The 23,180-nt window shown below is 66.4% G+C and carries 23 protein-coding genes; 8 read left to right on the top strand and 15 right to left on the bottom strand.

Annotation, left to right across the window (positions count from 1 at the left end; genetic code table 11):
* Position 1: 1 nt before the first annotated feature.
* The 5 genes from CP958_RS09685 to CP958_RS09705 all read right to left on the bottom strand — a co-directional run bounded on the left by CP958_RS09685 (position 2) and on the right by CP958_RS09705 (position 5,084).
* Positions 2 to 895, bottom strand: coding sequence for a phosphoribulokinase (locus tag CP958_RS09685; RefSeq protein ID WP_096701772.1), 894 nt, complete (start codon positions 893 to 895; stop codon positions 2 to 4).
* A gap of 11 nt (positions 896 to 906) precedes the next feature.
* Positions 907 to 2,286, bottom strand: a complete 1,380-nt coding sequence (locus CP958_RS09690; RefSeq protein WP_096701773.1) for a ribulose-bisphosphate carboxylase — start codon at positions 2,284 to 2,286, stop codon at positions 907 to 909.
* Between the two features lie 161 nt (positions 2,287 to 2,447).
* Positions 2,448 to 2,870 carry a dCMP deaminase family protein gene (locus CP958_RS09695; protein ID WP_096701774.1) on the bottom strand — a complete coding sequence of 141 codons (423 nt, stop codon included), beginning with the start codon at positions 2,868 to 2,870 and terminating at the stop codon, positions 2,448 to 2,450.
* Positions 2,871 to 2,875: 5 nt separating this feature from the next.
* Positions 2,876 to 4,231, bottom strand: coding sequence for an oxygen-independent coproporphyrinogen III oxidase (hemN, locus tag CP958_RS09700; protein WP_096701775.1), 1,356 nt, complete (start codon positions 4,229 to 4,231; stop codon positions 2,876 to 2,878).
* Between the two features lie 79 nt (positions 4,232 to 4,310).
* A complete protein-coding gene (locus CP958_RS09705) occupies positions 4,311 to 5,084 on the bottom strand; it encodes a hypothetical protein (protein ID WP_096701776.1) in 774 nt (257 codons plus the stop codon).
* Between the two features lie 130 nt (positions 5,085 to 5,214).
* Between CP958_RS09705 and CP958_RS09710 the strand changes: the two genes are divergently transcribed.
* On the top strand, positions 5,215 to 5,856 hold the full coding sequence (locus tag CP958_RS09710) for a ribonuclease T2 (RefSeq protein ID WP_242442823.1): 642 nt from the start codon (positions 5,215 to 5,217) through the stop codon (positions 5,854 to 5,856).
* Here CP958_RS09710 and CP958_RS09715 read toward each other — a convergent pair.
* From CP958_RS09715 to CP958_RS09730, 4 genes are all read right to left on the bottom strand, one after another.
* Positions 5,848 to 6,543, bottom strand: coding sequence for an alpha/beta fold hydrolase (locus tag CP958_RS09715; protein ID WP_096701777.1), 696 nt, complete (start codon positions 6,541 to 6,543; stop codon positions 5,848 to 5,850). The two genes, CP958_RS09710 and CP958_RS09715, sit on opposite strands and share 9 nt — an antisense overlap.
* A gap of 108 nt (positions 6,544 to 6,651) precedes the next feature.
* Positions 6,652 to 7,683 (bottom strand): sulfur carrier protein ThiS, encoded by a 1,032-nt coding sequence (thiS, locus tag CP958_RS09720; RefSeq protein ID WP_096701778.1) that lies wholly within the window; start codon positions 7,681 to 7,683, stop codon positions 6,652 to 6,654.
* 164 nt (positions 7,684 to 7,847) lie between these two features.
* Entirely contained in the window at positions 7,848 to 9,209 is a 1,362-nt protein-coding gene (locus CP958_RS09725) for an ATP-binding protein (protein WP_242442824.1), read from the bottom strand.
* Positions 9,209 to 9,997 (bottom strand): substrate-binding domain-containing protein, encoded by a 789-nt coding sequence (locus CP958_RS09730; RefSeq protein WP_242442825.1) that lies wholly within the window; start codon positions 9,995 to 9,997, stop codon positions 9,209 to 9,211. Before CP958_RS09730 ends, CP958_RS09725 begins: the two co-directional genes overlap by 1 nt.
* 175 nt (positions 9,998 to 10,172) lie before the next feature.
* On the opposite strand from CP958_RS09730, the gene aroQ reads away from it, so the two are divergent.
* From aroQ to accC, 3 genes are read left to right on the top strand one after another with little or no spacing between them, the layout of a single operon-like run.
* Complete coding sequence (aroQ, locus tag CP958_RS09735) at positions 10,173 to 10,640, top strand: type II 3-dehydroquinate dehydratase (protein ID WP_096701779.1); 468 nt, start codon at positions 10,173 to 10,175, stop codon at positions 10,638 to 10,640.
* The gene (locus tag CP958_RS09740; protein WP_096701780.1) at positions 10,640 to 11,089 is read left to right on the top strand and encodes an acetyl-CoA carboxylase biotin carboxyl carrier protein subunit; all 450 of its coding nucleotides are present in this window, start codon (positions 10,640 to 10,642) and stop codon (positions 11,087 to 11,089) included. Before aroQ ends, CP958_RS09740 begins: the two co-directional genes overlap by 1 nt.
* Positions 11,090 to 11,093: 4 nt before the next feature.
* Positions 11,094 to 12,437 (top strand): acetyl-CoA carboxylase biotin carboxylase subunit, encoded by a 1,344-nt coding sequence (accC, locus tag CP958_RS09745; RefSeq protein ID WP_096702035.1) that lies wholly within the window; start codon positions 11,094 to 11,096, stop codon positions 12,435 to 12,437.
* A 46-nt stretch (positions 12,438 to 12,483) separates the two neighbouring features.
* On the opposite strand, the gene CP958_RS09750 is transcribed toward accC, so the two are convergent.
* The 4 genes from CP958_RS09750 to CP958_RS09765 form a co-directional block, all read right to left on the bottom strand.
* Positions 12,484 to 12,708, bottom strand: a complete 225-nt coding sequence (locus tag CP958_RS09750) for a FeoC-like transcriptional regulator (RefSeq protein ID WP_096701781.1) — start codon at positions 12,706 to 12,708, stop codon at positions 12,484 to 12,486.
* Between the two features lie 8 nt (positions 12,709 to 12,716).
* Complete coding sequence (gene feoB / locus CP958_RS09755) at positions 12,717 to 15,047, bottom strand: Fe(2+) transporter permease subunit FeoB (protein WP_096701782.1); 2,331 nt, start codon at positions 15,045 to 15,047, stop codon at positions 12,717 to 12,719.
* A gap of 2 nt (positions 15,048 to 15,049) precedes the next feature.
* Positions 15,050 to 15,283 carry a FeoA family protein gene (locus CP958_RS09760; protein WP_096702036.1) on the bottom strand — a complete coding sequence of 78 codons (234 nt, stop codon included), beginning with the start codon at positions 15,281 to 15,283 and terminating at the stop codon, positions 15,050 to 15,052.
* A 95-nt stretch (positions 15,284 to 15,378) separates the two neighbouring features.
* Positions 15,379 to 16,074: a methyltransferase domain-containing protein gene (locus CP958_RS09765; protein ID WP_096701783.1), complete on the bottom strand. Its 696-nt coding sequence runs from the start codon at positions 16,072 to 16,074 to the stop codon at positions 15,379 to 15,381.
* A 134-nt stretch (positions 16,075 to 16,208) separates the two neighbouring features.
* On the opposite strand from CP958_RS09765, the gene CP958_RS09770 reads away from it, so the two are divergent.
* Complete coding sequence (locus CP958_RS09770) at positions 16,209 to 16,994, top strand: glucosamine-6-phosphate deaminase (protein ID WP_096701784.1); 786 nt, start codon at positions 16,209 to 16,211, stop codon at positions 16,992 to 16,994.
* A 33-nt stretch (positions 16,995 to 17,027) separates the two neighbouring features.
* Entirely contained in the window at positions 17,028 to 18,305 is a 1,278-nt protein-coding gene (locus CP958_RS09775) for an alpha-glucosidase/alpha-galactosidase (RefSeq protein ID WP_096701785.1), read from the top strand.
* On the opposite strand, the gene CP958_RS09780 is transcribed toward CP958_RS09775, so the two are convergent.
* Complete coding sequence (locus tag CP958_RS09780; protein WP_170958917.1) at positions 18,306 to 20,396, bottom strand: ATP-binding protein; 2,091 nt, start codon at positions 20,394 to 20,396, stop codon at positions 18,306 to 18,308. It lies immediately after the preceding gene.
* A gap of 191 nt (positions 20,397 to 20,587) precedes the next feature.
* On the opposite strand from CP958_RS09780, the gene CP958_RS09785 reads away from it, so the two are divergent.
* Both CP958_RS09785 and aat read left to right on the top strand, forming a co-directional pair.
* A complete protein-coding gene (locus tag CP958_RS09785) occupies positions 20,588 to 22,045 on the top strand; it encodes a hypothetical protein (RefSeq protein ID WP_096701787.1) in 1,458 nt (485 codons plus the stop codon).
* A gap of 57 nt (positions 22,046 to 22,102) precedes the next feature.
* Complete coding sequence (gene aat, locus CP958_RS09790) at positions 22,103 to 22,732, top strand: leucyl/phenylalanyl-tRNA--protein transferase (RefSeq protein ID WP_096701788.1); 630 nt, start codon at positions 22,103 to 22,105, stop codon at positions 22,730 to 22,732.
* On the opposite strand, the gene CP958_RS09795 is transcribed toward aat, so the two are convergent.
* Complete coding sequence (locus CP958_RS09795) at positions 22,729 to 23,157, bottom strand: DUF2155 domain-containing protein (RefSeq protein WP_096701789.1); 429 nt, start codon at positions 23,155 to 23,157, stop codon at positions 22,729 to 22,731. The two genes, aat and CP958_RS09795, sit on opposite strands and share 4 nt — an antisense overlap.
* Between the last annotated feature and the right edge of the window lie 23 nt (positions 23,158 to 23,180).

Raw genomic sequence — 23,180 nt, forward strand, 5'->3', positions numbered from 1 at the left:
ATCACCCCAGCAGGGCGCGGCGATCCTCCATGATGCGGCGCAGAATGGGGGTGAGGATCAGTTCCATGGCCAGCCCCATCTTGCCGCCCGGCACCACGATGGTGTTGCGGCGGCTCATCCACGAATCCTTCAGCATCTGCAAAAGGAACGGGAAGTCGACGCGGAAACGGTCGGGCTTCCTGAAGCGGATCACCACCAGGCTCTCGTCGGCGGTGGGAATGTCACGCGCGATGATGGGGTCCGAGGTGTCGACGATGGGCACCCGCTGGAAGTTGATGTCGGTCAGCTTGAACTGCGGCACCACGTAGTGCACGTAGTCGTGCATGCGGCGCAGGATGGTGTCCATCACCGCCTCTTCCGAATAGCCGCGTTCCGACGTGTCGCGGTGGATCTTCTGAATCCACTCCAGATTGATCACCGGCACCACGCCGATCTTGAGGTCCACGTGCTGGGCGACATTGTTGTCGCGGGTCGCCACGCAACCGTGCAGCCCCTCGTAGAACAGGCAGTCGGTATCCTCGGGCAAATCCTCCCACGGAGTGAACTCGCCGGAACCGACCCCCAGATGAGCGAACAGCGCCGCTTCCTCGTCGTTATGGACATAGAGCCGCCGCCGGCCCCGTCCGGTATCGCCGTAGGAGGAGAACAGCTCCTCCAACTGGGGGAACAGATTGGCCTCGGGACCGAAATGGCTGAAGGTGCGGCGCCCGCCCTTCTCCGCCTCGCCCATGGCCTTCTTCATGTCGGCGCGGTTATAGCGATGGAAGCTGTCGCCCTCGATGACCGCCGGCTTGATGCCTTCGCGGCGGAACATATGCTCGAAGGCTTCCTTGACCGTGCTGGTCCCCGCCCCCGACGAACCGGTGACGGCGATGACCGGATGTTTCCTCGACACTGGCTATCTCCTCAGGCCGCGATGCGCAGGCGATCGCGCCAGCCGGGATACAGCCGATCGGCGTCGGACGCAAAGGATTCGAAGGCACCCTTGAGTTCGGGGTGGCCCTGGGCGTAGTCCACCAGATCGATTCCACGCAACCACGCCTCGTGAGCCTGCCGAAGCGACAGCGCTCCCGCGACGGGGCCGTCCTTGTGGCCGAAGGCGCCGCCGCCCGAGGTCTGGATCACGTTGGAATGGCCGAGATTGTCGAAGAAGCCCGGCAGCCGCAGCGCATTCATGCCACCCGAGATGATGGGGGTACAGGCCAGCATGCCGCCCCAATCCTGGCGATAATGCGGCCCCTCGGCCATCTGGCGCTCCAGCATGTAGGCCACCATCTTCTCCTCGGGAGTACCCTCCATCTTGCCGTAGCCCATGGTGCCAGTATGGATGCCGCTGGCCCCGATCAGCCGGGCCATCTTCATGTGGACCAGCACGCTGTAGCCGCGCTTGGACTGGCGGGACGTGATGGCCCCGTGCCCGGCCCGGTGATAGTGCAGGAAGGTTCCGGGGAAATTGCGCCGGCAGGTGGTCACCGCCGTCGGCCCCGCCACGAAGCCGTCCACCAGGAAGGCCACGTGCGGGGCGTTCTCGCCGAAGGTCTCCAGGATGTAATTGCCGCGCGCCACCATCTCGGCCGGATCGTCGGCGGTGATGTTGGCCGAGAACAGCTTGGCCTGCCCCGTCTCGTCCTGGGCGCGGCGCATGGCATCGGCCACCAGCCGCATGGTCTCCTTGAAGGGCGCGAACACCTGATTGCCCTGGGGCTCGTCGTTCTTGATGAAGTCGCCGCCCAGCCAGAACTGGTGGCAGGCGTCGGCGAAGGGCTTGGGCCGCAGCCCCAGCTTGGGCTTGATGATGGTGCCCACCACCATGCCGCCGTCCACTTCGGGCCGGCCCAGCACGCCCCACATATGGGCGATGTTGCGGGCCGGGCCGTCGAACAGCTTCAGGAAATCCGGCGGGACGAAGAAATCCTCCATCTTGGCGTTTTCCACGTCGCTCATGCCCTGGTTGTTGCCCACGGTCAGCGTCAGGAACGAGGCGATCATCGCCTTGCCGTCGATGATGTTGCGGTCGAACAGGTCCACCGGATAGGCGATCTTCATCAGCCCTTCCGCCTCGTCCACCTCATAGACCAGGGCGTCGACGCCGCGGGTGAAGTCGTCGGTGGTGCAGACCTCCACATTGGTGCCGGTGGAGGATTCGGCGGCGAAATGGGCGGCGGTCTCCACGTAACCGTGCCCGGCCTTGGGCCTCATGCGATAGGCGCACAGCACGTGACGGCCGCCCTTGATCAGTTCGGCCTCGCGAAGCCCCAGATTGACGTAGCGTTTGGACTGGTCCATGGCCTTGGCGTCTCCCCTGATGGTGCGGGCTTTTCTTGCGCGGCCCTTGATCGGTGACGGTACTTTGCCCGTCGCCGCCAGCCGCCGGAACACCCGGAGGGGGAGTATGGGAAATTACTTGGGTGGGGAGCGGCCACCCGCCGAGAGTGGGGGGAGTGGGCTCACCCCACCTCGACGCCGGATTCCTCGAACATCACCCGGGCGGTGTCGAATTCCTCGGCCGGCATGGAGGTGGTGCCGTCGCCCACGTGAATCCGCGCCACCCCGGCCTGGATCAGCGAGCGGGCGCAGCGCGAACAGGGGTAGTGGGTGACGTAGACGGTGCAGCCCTTGAGGCTGACCCCCACACGGGCGGCATGGGCCACCAGATTTTCCTCGGCGTGGGAGGTCCACAGGTACTTGGCGGGACGCTCCATGCGCTCGGGCCGGTCCTCGACGCCGCGCGGCAGGCCGTTATAGCCGGTGGCGCGGATTTCACCGTCGGGTCCCACCGCCACCGCTCCCACCTGGGTGCTGGGGTCCTTGGACTTGCTGGCGGCATGCCTGGCGAAGCCCATGAAGTAGTCGTACCAGGCCATGGTCATGGTGCTCAGACCGCCTTGGAATGCCGCTGCTCGCCCGCCTTGAGATAGCGGTCGAAGGCGGCGCAGACGGCGCGTACCAGGGTGCGGCCGTCCTCGGTGACGTGGATGCGGTGCCCCTCGACCTCGACAAGCCCGTCGGCCTGCAGCGGGGCCAGCGAGGCCAGTTCCGCCGCGAATTGCGAGCCGTCGGAACCGTGGCGGCCGGCGACCACGTCCAGGTCGATCTCCAGATCGCACATCAGGCGCTCGATGATCTCGCGCCGCAGGATGTCGTCCGGGGTGATGGCCACGCCGCGCGAGGTGGTCAGACGCCCCTCGGCGATAGCGCGCTGGTAGGCGTGGACCTCGCCGTCATTGACCACATAGCCCTGGGGCAGCGAGCCGATGCCCGACGCCCCGAAGCCGATCAGGGTGGTGGCGGAATCGGTGGTGTAGCCCTGGAAGTTGCGGTGCAGCCGCTTTTCCTTCAAGGCGACGGCCATGGCGTCGTCGGGGGCGGCGAAATGGTCGAGGCCGATCTGGACATAGCCCAGGGTCTCGGTCAGCAGCTTACAGCCCTGCTCGTACTGCTGCCAGCGGGTCTCGGTATCGGGCAGGCTCTCTTCCGGGATCAGGCGCTGATGCTTCTTCATCCACGGCACGTGGGCATAGCCGAACAGCGCCACCCGGCGGGGCCTGAAGCCCTTGACCGCCGTCTCGATGGTGTCCAGAAGCCCGTCCAGGGTCTGATACGGCAGGCCGTAGATCAGGTCGATATTGACCTCGGGCACGCCGTACTTGCCCAGCCATTCCACCACCCGCTCGGTGACCTCGTAGGGCTGGATGCGGTTGATGGCCCGCTGCACCTTGTCGTCCAGATCCTGCACGCCGATGGAGGCGCGCGTCACCCCCGCCCCGGCCATGGCCTTGACATAGGCCTCGTCGGCGGTGCGCGGGTCCAGTTCCACCGCCACCTCGGCGTCGGGCTTGAGGATGAAGCGGCTCTTCAGCAGGTCGATGGTGCGGACGAAGTCCTCGGACGACAGGATGGTCGGGGAGCCGCCGCCGAAATGGACGTGGCGCGCCGTCATGCGGGTGGGCAGCGCCTCGGCCACCAGGTCCACCTCGCGCCACAGGGCGTCCATGTAGGCGGCGACGGGCGCGTAGCGCTTGGTGATCTTGGTGTGGCAGCCGCAGAACCAGCACATCTCGGCGCAAAAGGCGATGTGGAGATAGAGCGACAGTTCCAGCTTGGGATCGATGCCCCCCAGCCAGCCGCGATAGGTCTCGGCCGTCACGCCGGGGTGGAAATGCGGCGCGGTGGGATAGGAGGTGTAACGGGGAACGCGAAGGTCGTACTTGGCCGCAAGATCGGGGCGCATCGTTGGGTATCCCGGAAAATTCGGCTGGAACCCTACTCCCAGCGGCCGGTGATTGGCAACACCGGGCGGCGTGTGGGTATTACACCGCGCAAGTCGCCAGATTGACCAGGAAGCCGCCGATCAGGTGATGGGGATCGCTGCCGAATTCCTTCTGGAAGGCGACCTCGTCCTTGCGGTCCAGGTCCTGCAACGGATCGAACATGGCATGGAAGAACATGCAGAACTCGCGCTCGCCGAACTGGATGGGGTCCTCGTAGGGAGAGTGTTCCTTGGTGACGAAGGCGTTGGAGGCCAGACTGACCGTGGTGGGCCGGTACTGCATCAGCTTGATGAACCAGTCCTTGCGCAGGTCATAGCGCTTGAACGAGGCGGCGATCCGCACCAGCACCCGCCACAGGATGAGCTTGGCCTCGGGGTCGCCGTAGAAGGCGTCCCAGGTGAAATGGTCGCCCAGATCGTCCTTCAGGGTCTTGACGATGGCGCCGCAGCGTTCGGCGTACTCGTCCTCGTCGTCGCCCAGCACCATGTGCAGGAACGAGAAGATGTTGGGCACCAGCCCCCGGTCGAGCCTGTCCTCGGAGAACAGCCCGGACAGCGGATGCAGCATCAGCCGCCCGAAAGCGTTGGTGCGCCGCTGCTCGATGCTTTCACCTTCCACCACTTCCATCAATTCGCGGTAGGACCGGCGATAGAAATCGTCGAAGGCGGTGGAATCCTTCAGCTCGGCCACCAGGGACTCGAGGGTGCGCATGTCGATGGCGTGGCCGTGCAACGCCTGCTCGGCCGCCCGGACCAGGGCGTCCAGCACGCCGTTGGTCGTCTTGCGCAGATGCTCCGGCCCTCGGCCCGTCATCACTCACCTCGGCAGTTGGTTATTCATGGATGCTATCATCCATTTCTTAAGAATGTAATTCGCGCCGGGATTGCTTTCCAGAAGTGGTAACCGTAATAAACGGGCGATAGACGGAAAGGGAGGATACCGGGTGAACAAGGCCCTGGCATGCGCCGCCTTCCTGGGAATACTGATCACCGCCACCACGGCCGGGGCCGGGCAATGCGGTCCGGCGCGGGGCACGGTGGGCGACTACGATTACTACCTGCTGAGCCTGTCCTGGGCACCCGGCTTCTGCGCCACGCCGGCGGGACGGGCCAACACCCGGCAATGCGGCCCCCAGGCCTCCTACGGCTTCGTGGTGCACGGATTGTGGCCGCAATACGCCGACGGCCAATGGCCGCAATGCTGTCAGCCGGTACCGCGGCTCAAGCCCTCGCCCGCCATCGATCAGGTGTCGCGGGTGATGATCGGCGCCAAATTGCTTCAGCATGAATGGGACAAGCACGGCGCGTGCGTCACCAGCCGCCAGGACGAGTATTTCGACAGGATCAACCGGGCGGTGTCGGCCCTCGGCCTCGCCCCCGATGTGCCGGGCGGCGGTGGCGGGCGGATCAGAATCACCGACCTGAAGCGCCACTGGCCGGTCCCGCCCCAATCCATCAGCGTTCAGTGCAAGGGCCGGAAACTGACCGAGGTCCATATCTGCCTGGACAAGGCGCTGTCGCCCCTGCCCTGCCCCATGGCCGAGGTGAAGTCGGACAATTGTCCGGGAACGGTCGATCTACGCTGACAGCCAACGCAGCAATTCGGCGCTGACCGCCTCGGGCTGCTCGATGGGCGACAGGTGGCCGCAATGGGGAATGGTCACCCGCCACGCGCCCTTGATCAGCGCCGCCATCTCGTCATGGTGGTCGGAAGGCGTCAGGGTATCCTCGGCACCGCACAGCACCAGGGTGGGACAGGCCACACGGGGCAGCGAGTCCCGCGAATCGGGCCGCGCCATGATGGCGGCCTGCTGGCGGGCGAAGGACTCGGCTCCCACCGCCCGGGCCATATCCCGGGCCAACCCGGTAATGCCCCCGTCCTTCAGGTGGTCGGGGTGCAGCAAGAGCGCCAGCATGGTCGGCATGATCTTGTCGAAACCGCCGGATCGGGCCAGGGCGATGGCATCCTTGCGCCGCTGGGTCTGCTCCGGCAGATCGGGCCGCGCCGTGGTGTCGAGCAGGGCAAGGCGCTCCACCCGCCCAGGGGCCCGGCGCATGATCTCCATGGCCGCATAGCCCCCCATGGACAGCCCGGCCAGGGCGAAGCGCTCCGGCGCGGCGGCCAGTACCCGCTCGGCCATGGCTCCCAGGCAATCGTCCTGGCTCAGGTCGCCGACCATCACCTCGACCCGCCCGGCCAGGGCCTCGGCCTGCCGCGACCACAGGCGGCGGTCGTTGAGCAGGCCGGGCAGCAGGACCAGGGTGCGGCTCATCCGGCGAGCTTGCGGATCAGCCACGACACGCCAAAGCCCAATCCGATCCAGAAACCATAGACCATTACGTTATCGAGGAAGGCATCCATGTTCACGATGTCGGACTCCTCAGATCAGGCCGGAGGTGGGGGAAGACGGATCGGCATAGCTCTTCTTCGCCATGCGCCCGGCCAGATAGGACAGGCGCCCGGCCTCGATGGCCAGCTTCATGGCGCGCGCCATGCGTACCGGATCGCGGGCATGGGCGATGGCGGTGTTCATCAGCACGCCGTCGCAGCCCAGTTCCATGGCCACCGCCGCGTCGGAGGCGGTACCGACACCGGCATCGACCAGCACGGGGACCTTCACGGTCTCCTTGATGATGCGGATGGTGGTGGGATTGAGAATGCCCAGGCCCGAGCCGATCAGCGAGCCCAGCGGCATGATGGCGACGCAGCCCATGTCTTCGAGCATCTTGGCCTGGATGGGATCGTCGGAACAGTAGACCATCACCTCGAAACCGTCCTTGATCAGCGCCTCGGCGGCCTTCAGCGTCTCGGGCATGTTGGGATACAAGGTGGTCTGGTCGCCCAGCACCTCCAGCTTCACCAGGTTCCAGCCGCCGGCCTCGCGCGCCAGGCGGAGCGTGCGCACCGACTCGTCGGCGGTGTAGCAGCCGGCGGTGTTGGGCAGGAAGGTGTACTTCTTGGGGCTGACGTAATCCACCAGCATGGGCTTGGTGGGATCGGACAGGTTGACCCGGCGCACCGCCACGGTGACGATCTCGGCGCCCGATGCCTCGATGGCGACGGCGGTCTCCTCGAAATCCTTGTACTTGCCGGTACCGACCAGCAGCCGCGAGGTAAAGGTCTTGCCCGCCACGGTGAAGGTGTCGCCCGCGGCCGAAGGGCCGCTACCGATACCCGCGGCCGAAGGGCCGCTACCGATACCCGCGGCCGAAGAGCCGCCACCGATGAACGCGACGATTTCCAGCTTGTCGCCGTCATTCACCGCCACCTGGGCGTAGGAGGATTTGGGAACGATCTCCAGATTGCGCTCTACCGCCACCTTGCGGGAATCGACGCCCAATTCGCCCAACAGGGCCTCGACGGTCATGGAGGCGGAAAAGCTCCGCTCCTCGCCATTGATCACCAGCTTCATGAATGATGTCCCCGGATGTCCGGTTGTGTCCCAAGGGCCGCGACGGCCCCCTCGAAGTTCGAGCCTGAAACATGGCACCGAGCCGCCCGCGAGGCAATCCCCCGGCGATGGCGCATCTTCATCTCCGCCCGACCTGGTCTTCCGCAACGAGACGCGTTCATCTCTCAGCCGCCGGCGGAGGAGAGCGCTTCGATCCTGGCGGCGGCCCCCTCGCCCGCCGGAACCTCCCGATCCCGTCGCGGCAGGGTGAAGCACAGAACCACCCCCTGGCCTCCCTCGCCATCCTCGGCCCACAGGGCGCCGCCCAGCAGGAAGGCCATCAGGCGGGCCGCGGCGAGGCCGGCGCTCATGGCCCCGCCCTCGGCGTGGACCAGCAGATGGAACATGCGGTCCGGATCGCGCTCGGCCAGCGGCCGGCCGTTGTCGGCCAGACGGATTTCCCAATTCCCTTCCCGAGTCCGGACCTGGACATGAACGGCCGGCCCGACGTCCGGGCGGCGGCATAGAGCCACGTGGGCCAGCAGATTGGCGAGCAGATCGGCCAGCATCTCGGCATCGGTGGTAACGACGGGCAAGTCGTCCAACCGCACCGCCACCGCATTGTCGAGCCGTCGCGCCGCCACCTTGAACGCATCATCCAGGGCCACGGGAACCGATGCCAGCGGGCGCTCGCGCAGCCCGAGATAGGTGGACAGGGCTTTCAACTGGGCCTGCATGCGGGTGATGCCGGTCTTGAGGAAGTCCACGTAGCCCTCGGCCTCGTCCCCCTCGGCGCCGCTCTCGTGCCAGCGGATCAGAAGCTGGGAATAGGACAGGATGGTCCGCAGCGGCTCGCGCAGGTGGTGGGTCGTCAGCATGGCCACATGGGTGATGTCCTGGGTCGCCATGTTGAGATGGGCCGAGTGGGCGGCCAGTTGCCGCTTGGCCTCTTCCAGTTCCCCGATCCGCCGCGACAGGCTGGCGGTCGTCTCCTCGATCACGGCCAGCGAGCGGTCCAAGGCCTTACGGCCGACCATGCGGGCGAGCAGCAGCAGCAACCCCACGGACCCCAGCCCGATAGTCCCCGACAACAGGGCAGGCAGCAGCACGTCATCCAGCGGGACCTCCATCACCACCCGGCCCACCGGCAGCCGGCCGTCGGTGACGATATCCTCGATCCGCAGGTTGAAGTATCCCGCCTCGCCCGACACGGGAAATTCGTTGACGCTTCCGGCCTGATCGATAAAGGCCAGCCGCGAGGGGGGATTGGTGCCGCCGCGCAGCACGCCGCTCACCACCGAGGGAAGCCGAACGCCCTCGAATTCCCAGATATCCAGATTGGCGGAGATGAACGACGACATGCGATCCGCCACCAGACCGAGGCGGATTTCGGCCTCCAGACGGGCTTGGCTGTAGCGCTGCCACACCTCGAAGGCGGGAATGACGAACAGCCACAGGAATCCCACCGCCGCCAGCCCCAGGGAGAACATTCGCCGGACGCGGGCGACGGAATGGATGACCGCCTTGCCGCTCTCGACGGTCCGCATCACCGGCCGGCCGCAGGCAGGCAACCATTGGCGCGCAGCAGGGCGGCGGCGGCGGGCGAGCGCGCATACTCGACAAAGGCCCGCGCCTCGGCGGAGGGCCGGGCCGCCAGGGCGAGGACCACCGGCACGTCATGGGAATAGCGCCCGCTCTCCAACGCCTCGACATTCGGCTCGACGCCGTCCAGGGGCACGGCCACCAGCTTGCGCTTCTCGGCCAGCAGGGGCGCGAAGGCGCCGAAGGCCACCAGCGAATGACTGGCCTCGACGGCATCCATGGCATCCTGATCGGTCAGGGCCAGATTGGCGCCCCTGGCGTCTCGCGCCGCCGTCACCATGGGGGCGAGATCGGGATAGATCTCCAGCAGGCGGATGAATCCGGCGTCGCTGGCGGGACGCAGCAGCGCCCTGACCTCGCCGCCGGTGAAGGACGGCAGGGAATTGCCGAACAGGGCCGGCAGGTCGCGGTGGCTCAACGCCACGTCCTTGCGGCCGGCATTGATGAAGAAGACCAGCGGAGTGCGGCAGATGGGGATCGAGACGCCGCCCTCCACCTCGCCGGCCCTGAGGGAGCGGGCCATGATGCCCACGTCCACCTTGCCCGAGGCCAGCCCCCGGACCGCCCCGGCGGTACCGACGCTTTGCGGGACCAGAACCCCGGCGTCCGGATGTTCCCGCCGGTATTGCTCGGCCAGGAGACGGACCAGCGCCAGCCCCATGCCGGTACCGGCGGCCCGTACGGTCTCCGCCGCGGCCGGCAGGGCCAGCAGGCACACCGCCAGAGTCAACACGGCCCGTATCCGTTTCGTGGCCATAATGGTTATCCCGTATGAATGCATGCCCCCTATCCTTATTTGCCAAGAGTGCTGGACTTAGGCAAGGGGCTAGAGCCCATCCTGGACCAACGATGGGGGTGGATCGCTTCTGTACCTTGCACAGCGGCGGACCCGTGTTATAAACCCAGCCATGGTGAAAAACAGGCCCGATCCCATAATCAGCATTCTGAACGGTCCCAACCTCAATATGTTGGGCACCCGGCAGCCGGAGCTGTACGGGAAGGAGACCCTGGCCGATATCGAGGCCGCCTGCCGGACCCATGCCGCGACGCTGGGCCTGGTGGTGGAGTTCTCCCAGACCAACATCGAAGGCGAGCTGGTTACCCGCATTCAGCAATGCCAGAGGCGCGCCGCCGGCATCGTCATCAATGCCGGGGCCTATACCCACACCTCGATCGCGATCCTGGACGCCCTGCTGGCGGCCGAGGTCCCGGCCATCGAGGTTCACCTGTCCAACATTCACCAGCGGGATTCGTTCCGCCATCACTCTTACGTGGCCAAGGCGGCCAAGGGGATGATCTGCGGGCTGGGAAGCCACGGATACATCCTGGCGCTCGACGCGCTGGCCCGCCTGATCAAGGGAAATACAGAGGCATAATGGGCAACAAGACTCCCATCGACAGCGAACTGGTGCGCACCCTGGCCGCACTGCTGGATGAAACCAATCTCACCGAGATCGAATACGGCGTCGGCGAGATGCGTATCCGCGTCGCCCGCCAGGCGGCTCCGGTGGCCGTGCACCACGCCGCCCCGGCGGCCGTGGGCCATGCCTCGGCCATGCCGGCCCAGGCGGCGGCGTCGGACGCCGATCATCCCGGCGCGGTGACCTCGCCCATGGTGGGTGTCGCCTATCTGGCGCCCGAACCCGGCGCGGCCAAGTTCGTCAATCCCGGCGACATGGTCTCCGAGGGCCAGACCATCATGCTGATCGAGGCCATGAAGACCTTCAATCCCATCCGGGCGCCGCGCGGCGGCAAGCTGACCCGCATCCTGGTGACCGACGGCCAGCCGGTGGAATTCGGCGAGCCCCTGCTGATCATCGAATAGCATGATGTTCGAGAAGGTCCTCATCGCCAACCGGGGCGAGATCGCACTCAGGATCCATCGCGCCTGCCGCGAGATGGGCATCCGCACCGTGGCGGTGCATTCCACCGCCGACAACGACGCCATGCATGTGCGCCTCGCCGACGAGGCCGTCTGCATCGGGCCGCCCGCCGCCCGCGATTCCTACCTGAACAAGGCGGCGATCCTGTCGGCGGCCTCCATCACCGGGGCCGACGCCATTCATCCCGGCTACGGCTTTTTGTCCGAGAACGCCGACTTCGCCCAGATGGTCGAGGAGCACGGCTTCGTGTTCATCGGTCCGACGCCCGACCACATCCGCATGATGGGCGACAAGATCACCGCCAAGCAGGCCGTCAAGGACGCAGGCATTCCGGTGGTTCCCGGCTCGGACGGCTCGGTCGACACCGAGGAGACGGCCCTCGAAGTGGCGGCCGGCATCGGCTATCCCGTGCTGATCAAGGCCACCGCCGGTGGCGGCGGCAAGGGCATGAAGGTGGCCCGCAACGCGGAAGAACTGGTCGAATCGTGGAAGCTGGCCCGCAACGAGGCCAAGGCCGCCTTCGGCAACGCCGACGTCTACATGGAGAAGTATCTCGGCCATCCCCGGCACATCGAGATGCAGATCCTGGCCGACAATTACGGCGCCGTGGTGCATCTGGGCGAGCGCGACTGCTCGCTGCAGCGCAAGCACCAGAAGGTTCTCGAGGAGGCCCCCTCGCCGGCGCTGAACGCCGATCAGCGGGCCCGTATCGGCAAGATCGCCTGCGACGCCATCGCCAAGCTGGGCTATCGCAACGCCGGCACCATCGAATTCCTCTACGAGAACGGCGAGTTCTACTTCATCGAGATGAACACCCGCCTGCAGGTGGAGCATCCCGTCACCGAGGCCATCACCGGCATCGATCTGGTCAGGGAGCAGATCCGCATCGCCGCCGGCGCGCCGCTGGGCTACACCCAGGCCGATGTGCGCTTTGCCGGCCACGCCCTGGAGTGCCGCGTCAATGCCGAGGACCCGGTGACCTTCGTCCCCTGCCCCGGACGCATCGAGGGCTACCATGCCCCCGGCGGTCTCGGCGTGCGGGTGGATTCGGGGCTCTATGCCGGCTATCGCATTCCGCCCCATTACGACTCGATGATCGCCAAGCTGATCGTCTACGGCAACACCCGCAACGAGGCGCTGATGCGGCTAAAGCGGGCACTGGGCGAGTACGTGATCGAAGGCGTCAAGACCACCCTGCCGCTGCACAACCGGCTGGTCCAGGACGCCGATTTCGTCAATGGCGATTACGATATCCACTGGCTGGAGAAGTTCGTGGCGCAGCACTCCTGAAGCTCAGGAGTGCTGTTTCCCTGATCGGGGTCACGGCCCGCTCAGGTCACAGGCCGGGCCGGACCCATTCGTAGATCTCGTCGTGGCGGATGGCGCAATGGCATCCGGCGGCGCAGGAACCGTTGTCCACCTTCCTGACCCGGCCCTTGGCGATCCACTGCCCCAGCATCTGCCGGATGGTATCGGGCGAGGTATCGAAGTGGGTGGCGATCTCGCCCAGGCCGGCGCGATGACGCTCCATCAGATAGGCTTTCACCTCGACCAGGGTCATGGCGGCTCCTATTGGGCGGGAGAAACGGCGGCGAGACGGCGGTCGCGGCCCCGCGCCACCAGCCACATCAAGCCCACCGCCGACAGGGGTGCCAGGACGCAGGCGGCCAGCCACACAGCCGAGCCGGCCGGGTGGCGCGCGAAGGTGGCGGCCTGATAGCAGGCCACCGAGGCGGAATAGCCCAGCAGCGACGTCCAGCCGACGGCAAAGGCCGTCCACCCCGCGCCCGCCTCCTGGCGGATGGCGCCCAGGGACGCCACGCAGGGGGTATAAAGCAGAATCAGCACCATGTAGGCCAGGGCTCCCGCCGCACCGTCGAAGCGGGCGACCATGGCGCCGAATACGCCGTCCTTGACCTTCAGTTCGGCGGCGGCCTCGGCCGAGGACCCGGTGAAGGACAGATCGATGCCCAAGGGATCGCCCAGCGATTCGGCCAGCTTGGAAAGCTTGACGGGCACGGTCGCCGCCGCCGCCATGAGCTTGTCGCCGATACCGCCCTTGGCCTCCTCCTCCGCGCGGGCGCCGCTATCCTCGGCTCCCACCTGGGTGTAGAGGGCGTTGAGGGTTCCCACCACCGCTTCCTTGGCGAAAACGCCGGTGAACAGCCCCACCGCCGCCGGCCAGTTGTCGTCGGACAGGCCGATGGGGTGGAAGATCGGGGTGATGGCCCGGCTGACGGCGGCCAGCACCGAATCCCGGCTGTTCTCCTTGCCGAAGCTGAAATCGGTGCCCACGGCGTTGAGCACGCTCAGCACCGTCACCAGCGGCACGATGAATTGCCCGGCGCGGAAGATGAACTCGGACAGCCGCTGCCAGGCCTGCATCACCACGGTGCGGGCGGTGGGCAGGTGGTAGGGCGGCAGTTCCAGGACGAAGGGCGAGGCCTCGCCCCGGAGCAGAGTGCCCTTGAGGATCAGGCCGGTGCCCACCGCGAAGACGATGCCCACCAGATAGAGGGAGAAGACGATGTTCTGGCCGCTCTCGGCGAAAAAGGCGGCGGCGAACAGGGCATAGACCGGCAGCCGGGCGCCGCACGACATGAACGGCGCCATCATGATGGTCAGTACCCGGTCGCGGCGACTTTCCAGGGTACGGGTGGCCATGATGGCCGGCACGTTGCAGCCGAAGCCGACGATCAGCGGCACGAAGGACTTGCCCGGCAGGCCGATGGCCCGCATGGCGCGGTCCATGACGAAGGCGGCGCGGGCCATGTAGCCCGAATCCTCCAGGAACGACAGGAACAGGAACAGCGAACCGATAATGGGAATGAAGGTGGCCACCGTCTTGATGCCGCTGCCGATACCGCCCGACACCACCGCCACCAGCCATTCCGGGGCGCCGATCATCCCCAGGGCCACGGCGCTGCCGTCGATGACCAGGGCCTCGGTCGCCTGACCGAAGAAGTCGATGAAGGCGCCACCCACCTTGATGGTGAACAGGAACATCAGATACATGGCGGCCAGGAACACCGGCACGCCGAGGAAGCGGTTGAGCACCACCTTGTCGATACGCCGGGTCAGGGCCAGCGACACCTTGCGCGACTGCTGCACGCAGGACCGCATCACCCCGCCGATGAAGGTGTAGCGCCCGTCGGCGATGATGATGTCGGCCTCTTCGCCGCAGCGGGTCTCGATCTCGGCGCGATGCGCCTCGATTTCGGCATCCAGCCGGCCTTCGGCCATGGCTTCGGCGAAGCTGTCGCCTTCGATCAGTTTCAGCGCCGCCCAGGCCGCGTCCACCTTGGCGCGGGCGGCCGCCTCGGCCAAGTGGGGCGCCAGCGCGCCGCGTGCCGCTGCCACCGCCTCGGCGTGGGGAGGCTGGACGGCAGGCACATGGCGAGCGCGGCAGGCATCGGCGATGGCCGCCTTCAGGCCGTCCAACCCGCGGCGCCGGCTGGCGATGACCGGCACCACCGGACAGTCCAGGGCGCGGGACAGGGCCTCGACGTCGATGTGGATGCCGCTCTTTTCCGCCAGATCCATCATGTTGACGGCCACCACCAGCGGAACCCGCATCTCCAGCAACTGGGCGGTCAGGTAGAGGTTACGCTCGAGATTGTAGGCGTCGACGATATTGACCACCACCTCCGGCTCGCCGGACAGGATGTAGTCGCGCGACACCCGCTCGTCCTCGGACCCCTTGGAGATGCCGCCGATCATGTAGATGCCGGGCAGGTCGACCAGATCGTATTCCTGGCCGTCGCGGTGATAGGTGCCGACCTTCTTCTCGACGGTGACGCCCGGCCAGTTGCCCACCTGCTGGGTGGAGCCGGTCAGGGCGTTGAACAGCGTCGTCTTGCCGCAATTGGGATTGCCGACGACGGCGACCACATGAGCCATGATCAGGCCCTGACCGCCTTCAGGATGGCGGCTTCGTGCTTACGCAGCGTCAGGGTGAAGTTACGCACGGTGATCTCCACCGGATCGCCCATGGGCGCCACGCGGGTCACCGAGAACACCGCGCCGGGGGTCAGCCCCATGGCGAGCAGCCGCTGGCGGTAGTCCCGCTCGCCCTTGGTGAAGCCGACCACACGGGCCGAGTCACCGGGCTTCATGTCTTGCAGCGAAACGTCCATGGCCTTTGCCTCGCGACAGCAGATGCAACCGCATCGCATCTTCATTCTCAGGCATAGACCATTAGAAAAATATGGTCAAGGAAAGAGAGCGCATATCACCCCCGCCGGCGGGCCAATACCGAGCGCCGGTGCCGGGCGTGACCGACATTCGCGGCCAGGGGAGTCATGTCGAACCCCGCCGCATCCAGGCAGGCCCCGATTTCCTCGACGCCGTAGGAGGACAGTCCGAGGGTCTTGCGCCGCTGGTGATAGTTGGAATTGAGGGTACGCAGCAGCCCCCTCGCCGCCTCGAGCAGAAAAGCCTCGCGCCAGGCGAAGCGCAGCAGGGCGGCGACATCGCCGACGACACTGTTGGCCGGGCTGAGGATGTCGCCGATGATCAGCTTGCCACCCGGCTTGAGCACCCGGTGCAATTGCCCCAGCAAGGCCGGCAGTCCTTCGCGCGGGATATACTGGATCACCGAGATGAGCAGCGCCACGTCGCACACCCCGTCCAGCACCGACAGATCGTCGGGCACCATGATGCCGTCCAGGTGGGAGTAGCGCTGGCGCAGCCTGGGCCGCCGGCCGCCGGCCGCGTCATAGAGGAAGACCCGCCCGCCCCTGGCGACGATGTCGGGCGCCATCAGCGCCTCGCCGCAACCGAAATCCAGCAGGGTGAAGGGAGCGGCGGGAAGCAGCGGCTCGATTCCCGCAAACAATTCCCTGTAATGGGCTTCAAGGTGGCGTGCTCCGGTATAAACCGAGACATCGCCATCCCAGTAATCGATCCAGCCTGCCTTGTTGCTCATACAAGCCCCCAACTCGGGTACGATCTTGGCGGCAAAGGCCGCTCCCGTGCAAGGGGAAGCTCGCGATAACAGATGCATTTCCCGTCAGGCCTCGTACACTGGTGACAATGAAGGAGTGATCGGGAGACGAGCCGGTGCGGGTATTGATCGAACCCGATGCGCAATCCGTCGCGACACGGGCGGCATCACTGGTGGAAAGCCTGGTCCGCGCCCGACCCGATTGCGTCATGGGTCTGGCGGCGGGGGCGACACCCCTCGCCATGTACGCCGAGCTGACCGACCAGCGGCGGTCCCTGGACTTCTCGCGCACCACCATCTTCGGCCTGGACGAGTATCTGGGCCTCGGCGCCGAACACCCCGCCAGTTGCGCCCGGACGCTGCGCGCCCATTTCATCGACAGGGCCGGGATACCGCCGTCGCGGATTCATCTGCTGGACGGTACGGCCCAGGGCGACCTGTCCGCCTATTGCGCCGCCTACGAGGACCGCATCACAGCGGTGGGCGGGCTGGATCTGCAGATTCTCGGCCTGGGGGTCAACGGCCATATCGGCTTCAACGAGCCCGGCTGCGGTCTGGCCGGCCGGACCCGGCTGGTGGGGCTGCGCCGCAGCACGCGCCGGACCAACGCGCCCATCTTCGCGCCCGCCGAGGTGCCCGACGCGGCGCTGACCACCGGAATCGGCACCATCCTGGGCGCCCGGCGCATCATCTTGCTGGCCACCGGACCGGCCAAGGCCGACGCCGTGGTCAAGATGATCGAGGGGCCGGTCTCGGCCCTGGTCCCCGCCTCCGCCCTGCAACTCCACCCCGATGCGGTGGTGGTGCTGGACGAGGCGGCGGCGGCCGGACTGGCATTGGCCGAGGATTACCGGGACGAGGCGGAAATCCTGCTGGATCGGGGCGGCATCACCGCCCTCTAGAAGACTCAAAGAAGGACCTGGGAGGGTCAAGCCATGAAAAACATCACCAAGATCGCCTTTCTCGGCGCCGGCAGCATGTCGTTCGGCCTTTCCACCTTCCGCGACATGTTCTCGTCGGACACCCTGGCCGGTTCCACCCTGGTCCTGGTCGACCACAATCCGGAAGCCCTGGCCCGCATGAAGGCCCTGGCCGAGCGCATGAACGCCGACGGCAAGGCCGGCATGATCATCGAAAGCACCACCGACCGCCGCGCCGCCTTCGACGGGGCGAGCGTGGTGATCAACTCGGTGGCCATCGACCGCATGCGGCTGTGGAAGCACGACTTCGAAATCCCCAAGAAGTACGGCATCCGCCAGACCCTGGGCGAGAACGGCGGACCGGGCGGACTGTTCTTCACCATGCGCACCCTGCCGCTGATCTTCGACATCACGCGAGACATGGAGGAGATGTGCCCCAACGCCCTGTTCCTCAACTTCTCCAACCCGGAAAGCCGCATCGTCCTGGCGCTGGGCAAGTACAGCCCCATCAAATCCATGGGACTGTGCCACGGCATTTTCATGGCCAGGGGCGCGCTGTGCCACATCACCGGCCAGTCCTGGCATGACACCGAGTGTTGGGGGATCGGCCTCAATCATTTCCAATGGATGCTGCAGTTCCGCAACCGCTGGACCGGCCAGGACCTCTATCCCCTGCTGCGCGAGAAGGAGCCCACCTTCGACCCCGGCTTCCAGCCGTTCAGCCGCAAGATGTTCAACATTTACGGCCTGTGGCCCAGTTGCAGCGACGACCATATGGGCGAGTATCTGGCCTTCGGCTGGGAAGGCGGCGAGCACGGCCACGATTACGACGGCGACGCGCGCGAGCGGGTCCAGCTTCAGCAGGATATCGAGGGCGTCCTGGCCGGCGGCCCGCTGCCCGACGAGTGGAAGCACTCGGTGGGCGAGCGCACCAACGTGGTGGTGGACGGCATCATCAACAACCGCCACCACTACCTGGAATCGGCGGTGCTGATGAACAACGGCACCATCCCCAACCTGCCGCCCGACCTGGCGGTGGAGGTCCCGGCCATCGTCGATGCGGCCGGCGTGCATCCGGTCTCCCTGGGACCGCTGCCCGAACCGGTGCAGAAGCTGGCCCTGGTCCAGGCCGGCGTGCAGCAATTGTCGGTGGAGGCCGCCGTTCACGCCTCCAAGGAACTGGCGCTGCAGGCCCTGCTGGCCGATCCGGTGGTCAATTCCTCGGACGCCGCCGTCAAGCTGCTGGACGAATTGTGGGAGATCAACCGGCCCTATATCCGCAAATGCGTGTGATCACGCCTTCGGCAGACTGACCAGGAAGGTGGAGCCCCGCTCCACCTCCGACTCGGCCCAGATGCGGCCGCCATGATGCTCGGCGATCTTGCGGCACACCGCGAGGCCGATACCGGTCCCCTCGTACTTGTCGCGGCTGACCATGCGCTGGAAGATGCCGAACACCTTGTCCAGGCAGTCGGCATCGATGCCGATGCCGTTGTCCTGGACCGAGATGATCCAGTCCGCCCCGGCATCGCGGCACGATACGTCCACCACCGGAATCCGGCCCTCCTGGCAATATTTCAGGGCGTTGCCGATCAGGTTCTGGAACAGGCGGGTCAGTTCGGAACGATCGCCCTCTACCGTGGGCAGGTTCTCGGCCACATTGACCACCGCCCCGGAATCCCGGATGGCGACGCGGAGATTCTGCAGCCCGTCGGCCAGCGCCATGTTGAGGTCGACGCTCTCCATGGCCGATTGCTTGCCGATGCGCGAGAATTCCAGCAGATCGACGATCATGCGGTCCAGCCGCTTGGCACCGCTGGTGGCAAAGGCGAAGTATTCCGAGGCCTCCTCGTCGAAGACGGCCCCCAGCTTCTTGCGCAGCAGGCCGAGATACGAGGTGATCATGCGCAGCGGCTGGCGCAGATCATGGGAGGCCACATAGGCGAAGTGCTCCAGTTCCTCGTTGGATTCCTTCAACTCGGCCACCAGTTCGGCCACCCTTCCCTCGATGCGCTTGCGCTCGCTGATGTCCTCCTGCATGCCGACGAAGCCGCATAGCCCGCTGCCCTCGTCCATGACCGGCGAGATGACGATGGAGGCCCAATAGGGGCTGCCGTCCTTGCGCCGGTTGAGCATCTCGCCGCGCCATTCGTGCCCGCCCCGGATGGTGCGCCACAAATCGGTGAAGACCTCGGGGGGAGTTTCGGCCGATTTGAGAATGCGCGGCGTGCGGCCGATCACCTCCTCGGGCGAAAAGCCGGTGAAGCGGCAGAAGCTGGGATTGGCATAATCGATCACTCCGTCCGGATCGGTGGTGATGATCATGTGGGGGTTCTGATCGACGGTCTGGGACAGGCGCCGCATGCGGGCCTCCCGCTCCAGGCTGCCCAGATGCCTGAGCGAAAAGAGGAACAGCATCCCTCCCATCCCCAGGGCGGCCAGCCCCAACCCGGCGAACCACGACATGGTGCGGGACCACGCGGCCAGCGCCCCCTCGCGGCTGACCGTCGCCACCGCCAGGATGGGATAACGCCGTCCCAGATTATAGCCGACGACGCGGGGCTTACCGTCGAAGGGGCTGACCTGCTGGTCGTATCCGGATCGCTTCTCGATCATGGCCGCCACGCCGGGAAAGGCGGCGGGCGCCGCCGTGGCGAAGGCCTCGGTGAAGGGATGGCGGTAGAGCGGAGCCCCGTCCATACGGTGAATGGCGATGGTTCCGTCGGCGGGCAGGCCCAGCCGGTCGAACAGGTCCTCGAACCGCCCGATGCGCAGCGAGATGCCGATCACTCCCTGGAACGAACCGTCCTCGCCGCTGATGCGCTGGGTCAGGAAGAACACCCACAGCCCGGTGATCTTGGACTGCGAGACCTCGCTGATGAACAGTTCCTCGCCGGGATTGTCGCGGTGGAAGACGAAATAGGGGCGCATGGAGGCGTCGGCCTGCCGGGTCGGATTGCCGACCGAACTGGCCGAGGCGATCCCGTCGGCATTCACGAAGAACAAGGCGTGCAGCGGCTTGTCGGCCGGATCGTCGCTGAACAGGTTGAGATGCGCCATGAACATCTCGTACCAGGCGGTTTCGCTGAAGGCGCTCACCCCGCCGCGTGCCCGGATCTCCCGCTGCAACGAGGTCAGGATGGCGGCCTCGGACCGGATGGTGGCCTCCACCTGCTCTGACAAGGCCAGGGCAAGGGTGCGCATGGAGCGCCCCGTCTCCTCAATGGTGGACCGCGGCCCCAGCCAGACCATCACCAGATAGGCGGCAATCAGGAACAGATTGGCGGAAACAAATCCGGCGACCAGCCAACGACGCAGGCGTCGAAACCCGAAAGCCTCCGCATCCTCCGACCGGGTCCTGGCGGTCGGCTGGGCCAAACCCATGTTTCGCTCCATAACATTCGACCCGATGGTTTTACAGTATTGGCGGCATCGGGAAATCACCCCTTCTAGCCCATACGCCAAAAGGCATATAAACCTTGAGCGTCACGCCCCTCTCTTGAGAATTAGCGAATGATCGCGAGCGAAATTATTGCTAAACCCCTGCCTGGCCAGAGTGATATCCGAGAGGGACCGTGAACAGAACCGATGCCTACAAACTGACCGTCACCGGGCTCGCCCTCCTGGCGCTCTGTCTGTTCGCCTATCCGGTCCTGCGCATCGGCACCGCCCTGGAGATCGACTACAACGAGGGCTGGAACGCCTATCAGCAGATGCGGGCCATGGCCGGCCTGTCGCTGTACTCGGCCGATACTCCCATGTTCGTCAACAACTACCCGCCGCTCTCCTTCTATCTGGTGGGAATGCTGGGGACGCTGATCGGCGACATGGTCCTGGCCGGCCGGCTGCTGTCGCTGGCGGCGGTGGCGGTCATCGCCCTGTCCGCCGCCTGGGTGGCCCGCGCCGCCGGAGCCCGGCGGTTGGACGCGGTACTGTCCGGTTCAGCGGCGCTGGGCATGCTGTCGGGCTTCGCCGCCGATTACGTGGGGGTCAACGACCCGCAATTGCTGGCCCAGGGCTTCCTGTGCGCTGGCTTCGCCGTCTATGTGAACCACCGGGGTGGAACGGCCCGCCTCCCCCTGGTCGCTCTGCTGTTCGCGGCGGGATTGCTGTGCAAGCACAACGTCCTGGCCCTGCCGCTGGTGACCACCGTTCATCTGGTCTGGCGGAGCAGCCACCGCGAGCGCGCCCTTTATCTCGGCACCGGATTGGGCCTTGCCGCCCTGGCCCTGGCGATCATCGACGCGAGGTTCGGCGCCGATTTCTTCCGCAATCTGCTGGCGTCGCGCCAGTACGACCCGGCGCGCGGCATCATCCTCAGCACCGAGATGCTGGATCTGCTGCAGGCCCCCATCGCCGTGATCGGCCTCTATGTCCTGCTGGGCCGCGACAGCGGCGTCACCGCCAAGATCGGAGCCTATCTGGCCCTGAGCCTGACCCTGGCCCTGGGCTTTTCCGGCGGCGCCGGCGTCGACACCAATATCTTCTTCGACGCCATGATCGCCTGCGCCATGGGCGCCGGCCCGGCCGCCGCCTGGCTTCGCGCCCATCCCGGCGGAGGACCAAGGGCCTGCGCCGCCCTGGCGCTGCTGGTGCATGCCGGCTTGCTGTTCCACATGCCCATCGCCCTGGGGCGGTTCGCCGTGGACATGGCCGGCGATCTCAAGGAGCGCGAGGCGCTGTTCCTCGAGGATATCGCCTGGCTGAAGACCGTCCCCGGCCCGGCCATCTGCGAATCGCTGCTGCTGTGCCTGCGGGCCGGCAAGCCCATGTGGATCGATCCCTATGGCGGCACCCAGGCCATCACCAACGGCCGCCTGCCCGCCGACGCCATGACCGGCCTGCTGGCCCGCCACGAGGTCGCCGTGGTGCAGATCACCAGCCGCCGCGCCCACCCGGCCGATGAGCCGAAGGGCGCCCAGTCCATGCCGCCCCGCTTCATCAATTTCGCCGACGAGATGTTCGACGAACTGGACCGTTCGTACCAGCTTCGCCGGGTCGGCATCACCGGCCGCTTCTACCTGCCCAAATAGGCCAGTCCCCGGCCGCGTGAATTGCCGTCCCGCCCACGATTGGGATAGGCTGGGCACATGCGCCCGCTCACCTCGGATCTTCTGTTGCGCGCCTATGCCTCGGGCATCTTTCCCATGGCGCGCTCACGCGACGAGAACCGCCTGTACTGGATCGATCCGGAACGGCGCGGCATCCTGCCGCTGGACGCTTTCCATATCCCCAAGAGTCTGCGCAAGCCCCTGCGCGGCGGACGGTTCGAAATCCGCTGCGATACCGCCTTCGAGACGGTGATGCGCGCCTGTGGCGAAGCCACCGCCGACCGCCCCGAGACCTGGATCAACGACCAGATCGTCCGGCTGTTCGTGGAACTGTTCGAACTGGGCCTCGCCCACTCGGTGGAGACGTGGCGGGACGGTGAACTGGTGGGAGGGCTCTACGGCCTGGCGCTGGGCGGCGCCTTCTTTGGCGAAAGCATGTTCTCGCGCCGCACCGACGCATCGAAAGTGGCGCTGGTCCATCTGGTGGCGCGGCTGCGCCATGGCGGCTTCCGTCTGCTGGACACCCAGTTCGTCACCGATCACCTGAAACAGTTCGGCGCCCGGGAAATCCCCCGCGCCGAGTATCAGGAGCGCCTGGCCGACGCCCTGGACGAGCAGGCCCGGTTCGACCGCGACGGCAGCATTCCGTGGGAACTGGCCCTGGGTTAGCGTGCCTTGCCGCGACAGTCGAGGACCCAGATGTCGTAGACCGGGTGTTCCATGGCCGACAGCGCCGGGCTGGACGCGAACATCCAGCCGCGGAACAGGGCCGCCGCCGGCTGGTCCTTGCGCAACTCCCAGATATCGAGGAAGGCGGCGCTTTCCGGCTGATCCTCGGGACGGCGCTTCTTGCAGGCCCGCACGATGATCTCCAGCGCCCCCACATGCACCGGCGCGCCCACCGGCGCCTCCACCGTCACCACCCGGGCGGTGACCTTGTCGAGCCCCTGCAACACCGCCGTATCGAAGGAAAGGTCGGTGCCGCTCATCTGAGGCGGCGCGGCGGGTACGACCGGCGCGTCTGCGGGAGCCGCATTCTGCGCCTGGGCCGAAGCCGCCATCAGAATCGCCCCCAACGCCAACACCCGACGCATGCCGCTCTCCTAAATTTCAGGCC

This window comes from Magnetospirillum sp. 15-1 (assembly GCF_900184795.1).
In the GTDB taxonomy this organism is placed as follows: domain Bacteria; phylum Pseudomonadota; class Alphaproteobacteria; order Rhodospirillales; family Magnetospirillaceae; genus Phaeospirillum.

What these genes read in the sequence shown, in the direction of transcription:
- CP958_RS09775 (WP_096701785.1), top strand. Translation starts at nt 17,028, where the DNA reads ATGAAAAACATCACCAAGATCGCCTTTCTCGGCGCCGGCAGCATGTCG.
- accC (WP_096702035.1), top strand. Translation starts at nt 11,094, where the DNA reads ATGTTCGAGAAGGTCCTCATCGCCAACCGGGGCGAGATCGCACTCAGG.
- CP958_RS09795 (WP_096701789.1), bottom strand. Translation starts at nt 23,157, where the DNA reads ATGCGTCGGGTGTTGGCGTTGGGGGCGATTCTGATGGCGGCTTCGGCC.
- CP958_RS09750 (WP_096701781.1), bottom strand. Translation starts at nt 12,708, where the DNA reads ATGACCCTGGTCGAGGTGAAAGCCTATCTGATGGAGCGTCATCGCGCC.
- CP958_RS09690 (WP_096701773.1), bottom strand. Translation starts at nt 2,286, where the DNA reads ATGGACCAGTCCAAACGCTACGTCAATCTGGGGCTTCGCGAGGCCGAA.
- aat (WP_096701788.1), top strand. Translation starts at nt 22,103, where the DNA reads ATGCGCCCGCTCACCTCGGATCTTCTGTTGCGCGCCTATGCCTCGGGC.
- CP958_RS09725 (WP_242442824.1), bottom strand. Translation starts at nt 9,209, where the DNA reads ATGCGGACCGTCGAGAGCGGCAAGGCGGTCATCCATTCCGTCGCCCGC.
- CP958_RS09705 (WP_096701776.1), bottom strand. Translation starts at nt 5,084, where the DNA reads ATGACGGGCCGAGGGCCGGAGCATCTGCGCAAGACGACCAACGGCGTG.
- CP958_RS09715 (WP_096701777.1), bottom strand. Translation starts at nt 6,543, where the DNA reads ATGAGCCGCACCCTGGTCCTGCTGCCCGGCCTGCTCAACGACCGCCGC.
- aroQ (WP_096701779.1), top strand. Translation starts at nt 10,173, where the DNA reads ATGGTGAAAAACAGGCCCGATCCCATAATCAGCATTCTGAACGGTCCC.
- CP958_RS09760 (WP_096702036.1), bottom strand. Translation starts at nt 15,283, where the DNA reads ATGGACGTTTCGCTGCAAGACATGAAGCCCGGTGACTCGGCCCGTGTG.
- thiS (WP_096701778.1), bottom strand. Translation starts at nt 7,683, where the DNA reads ATGAAGCTGGTGATCAATGGCGAGGAGCGGAGCTTTTCCGCCTCCATG.
- CP958_RS09780 (WP_170958917.1), bottom strand. Translation starts at nt 20,396, where the DNA reads ATGGGTTTGGCCCAGCCGACCGCCAGGACCCGGTCGGAGGATGCGGAG.
- hemN (WP_096701775.1), bottom strand. Translation starts at nt 4,231, where the DNA reads ATGCGCCCCGATCTTGCGGCCAAGTACGACCTTCGCGTTCCCCGTTAC.
- CP958_RS09765 (WP_096701783.1), bottom strand. Translation starts at nt 16,074, where the DNA reads ATGAGCAACAAGGCAGGCTGGATCGATTACTGGGATGGCGATGTCTCG.
- feoB (WP_096701782.1), bottom strand. Translation starts at nt 15,047, where the DNA reads ATGGCTCATGTGGTCGCCGTCGTCGGCAATCCCAATTGCGGCAAGACG.
- CP958_RS09695 (WP_096701774.1), bottom strand. Translation starts at nt 2,870, where the DNA reads ATGACCATGGCCTGGTACGACTACTTCATGGGCTTCGCCAGGCATGCC.
- CP958_RS09740 (WP_096701780.1), top strand. Translation starts at nt 10,640, where the DNA reads ATGGGCAACAAGACTCCCATCGACAGCGAACTGGTGCGCACCCTGGCC.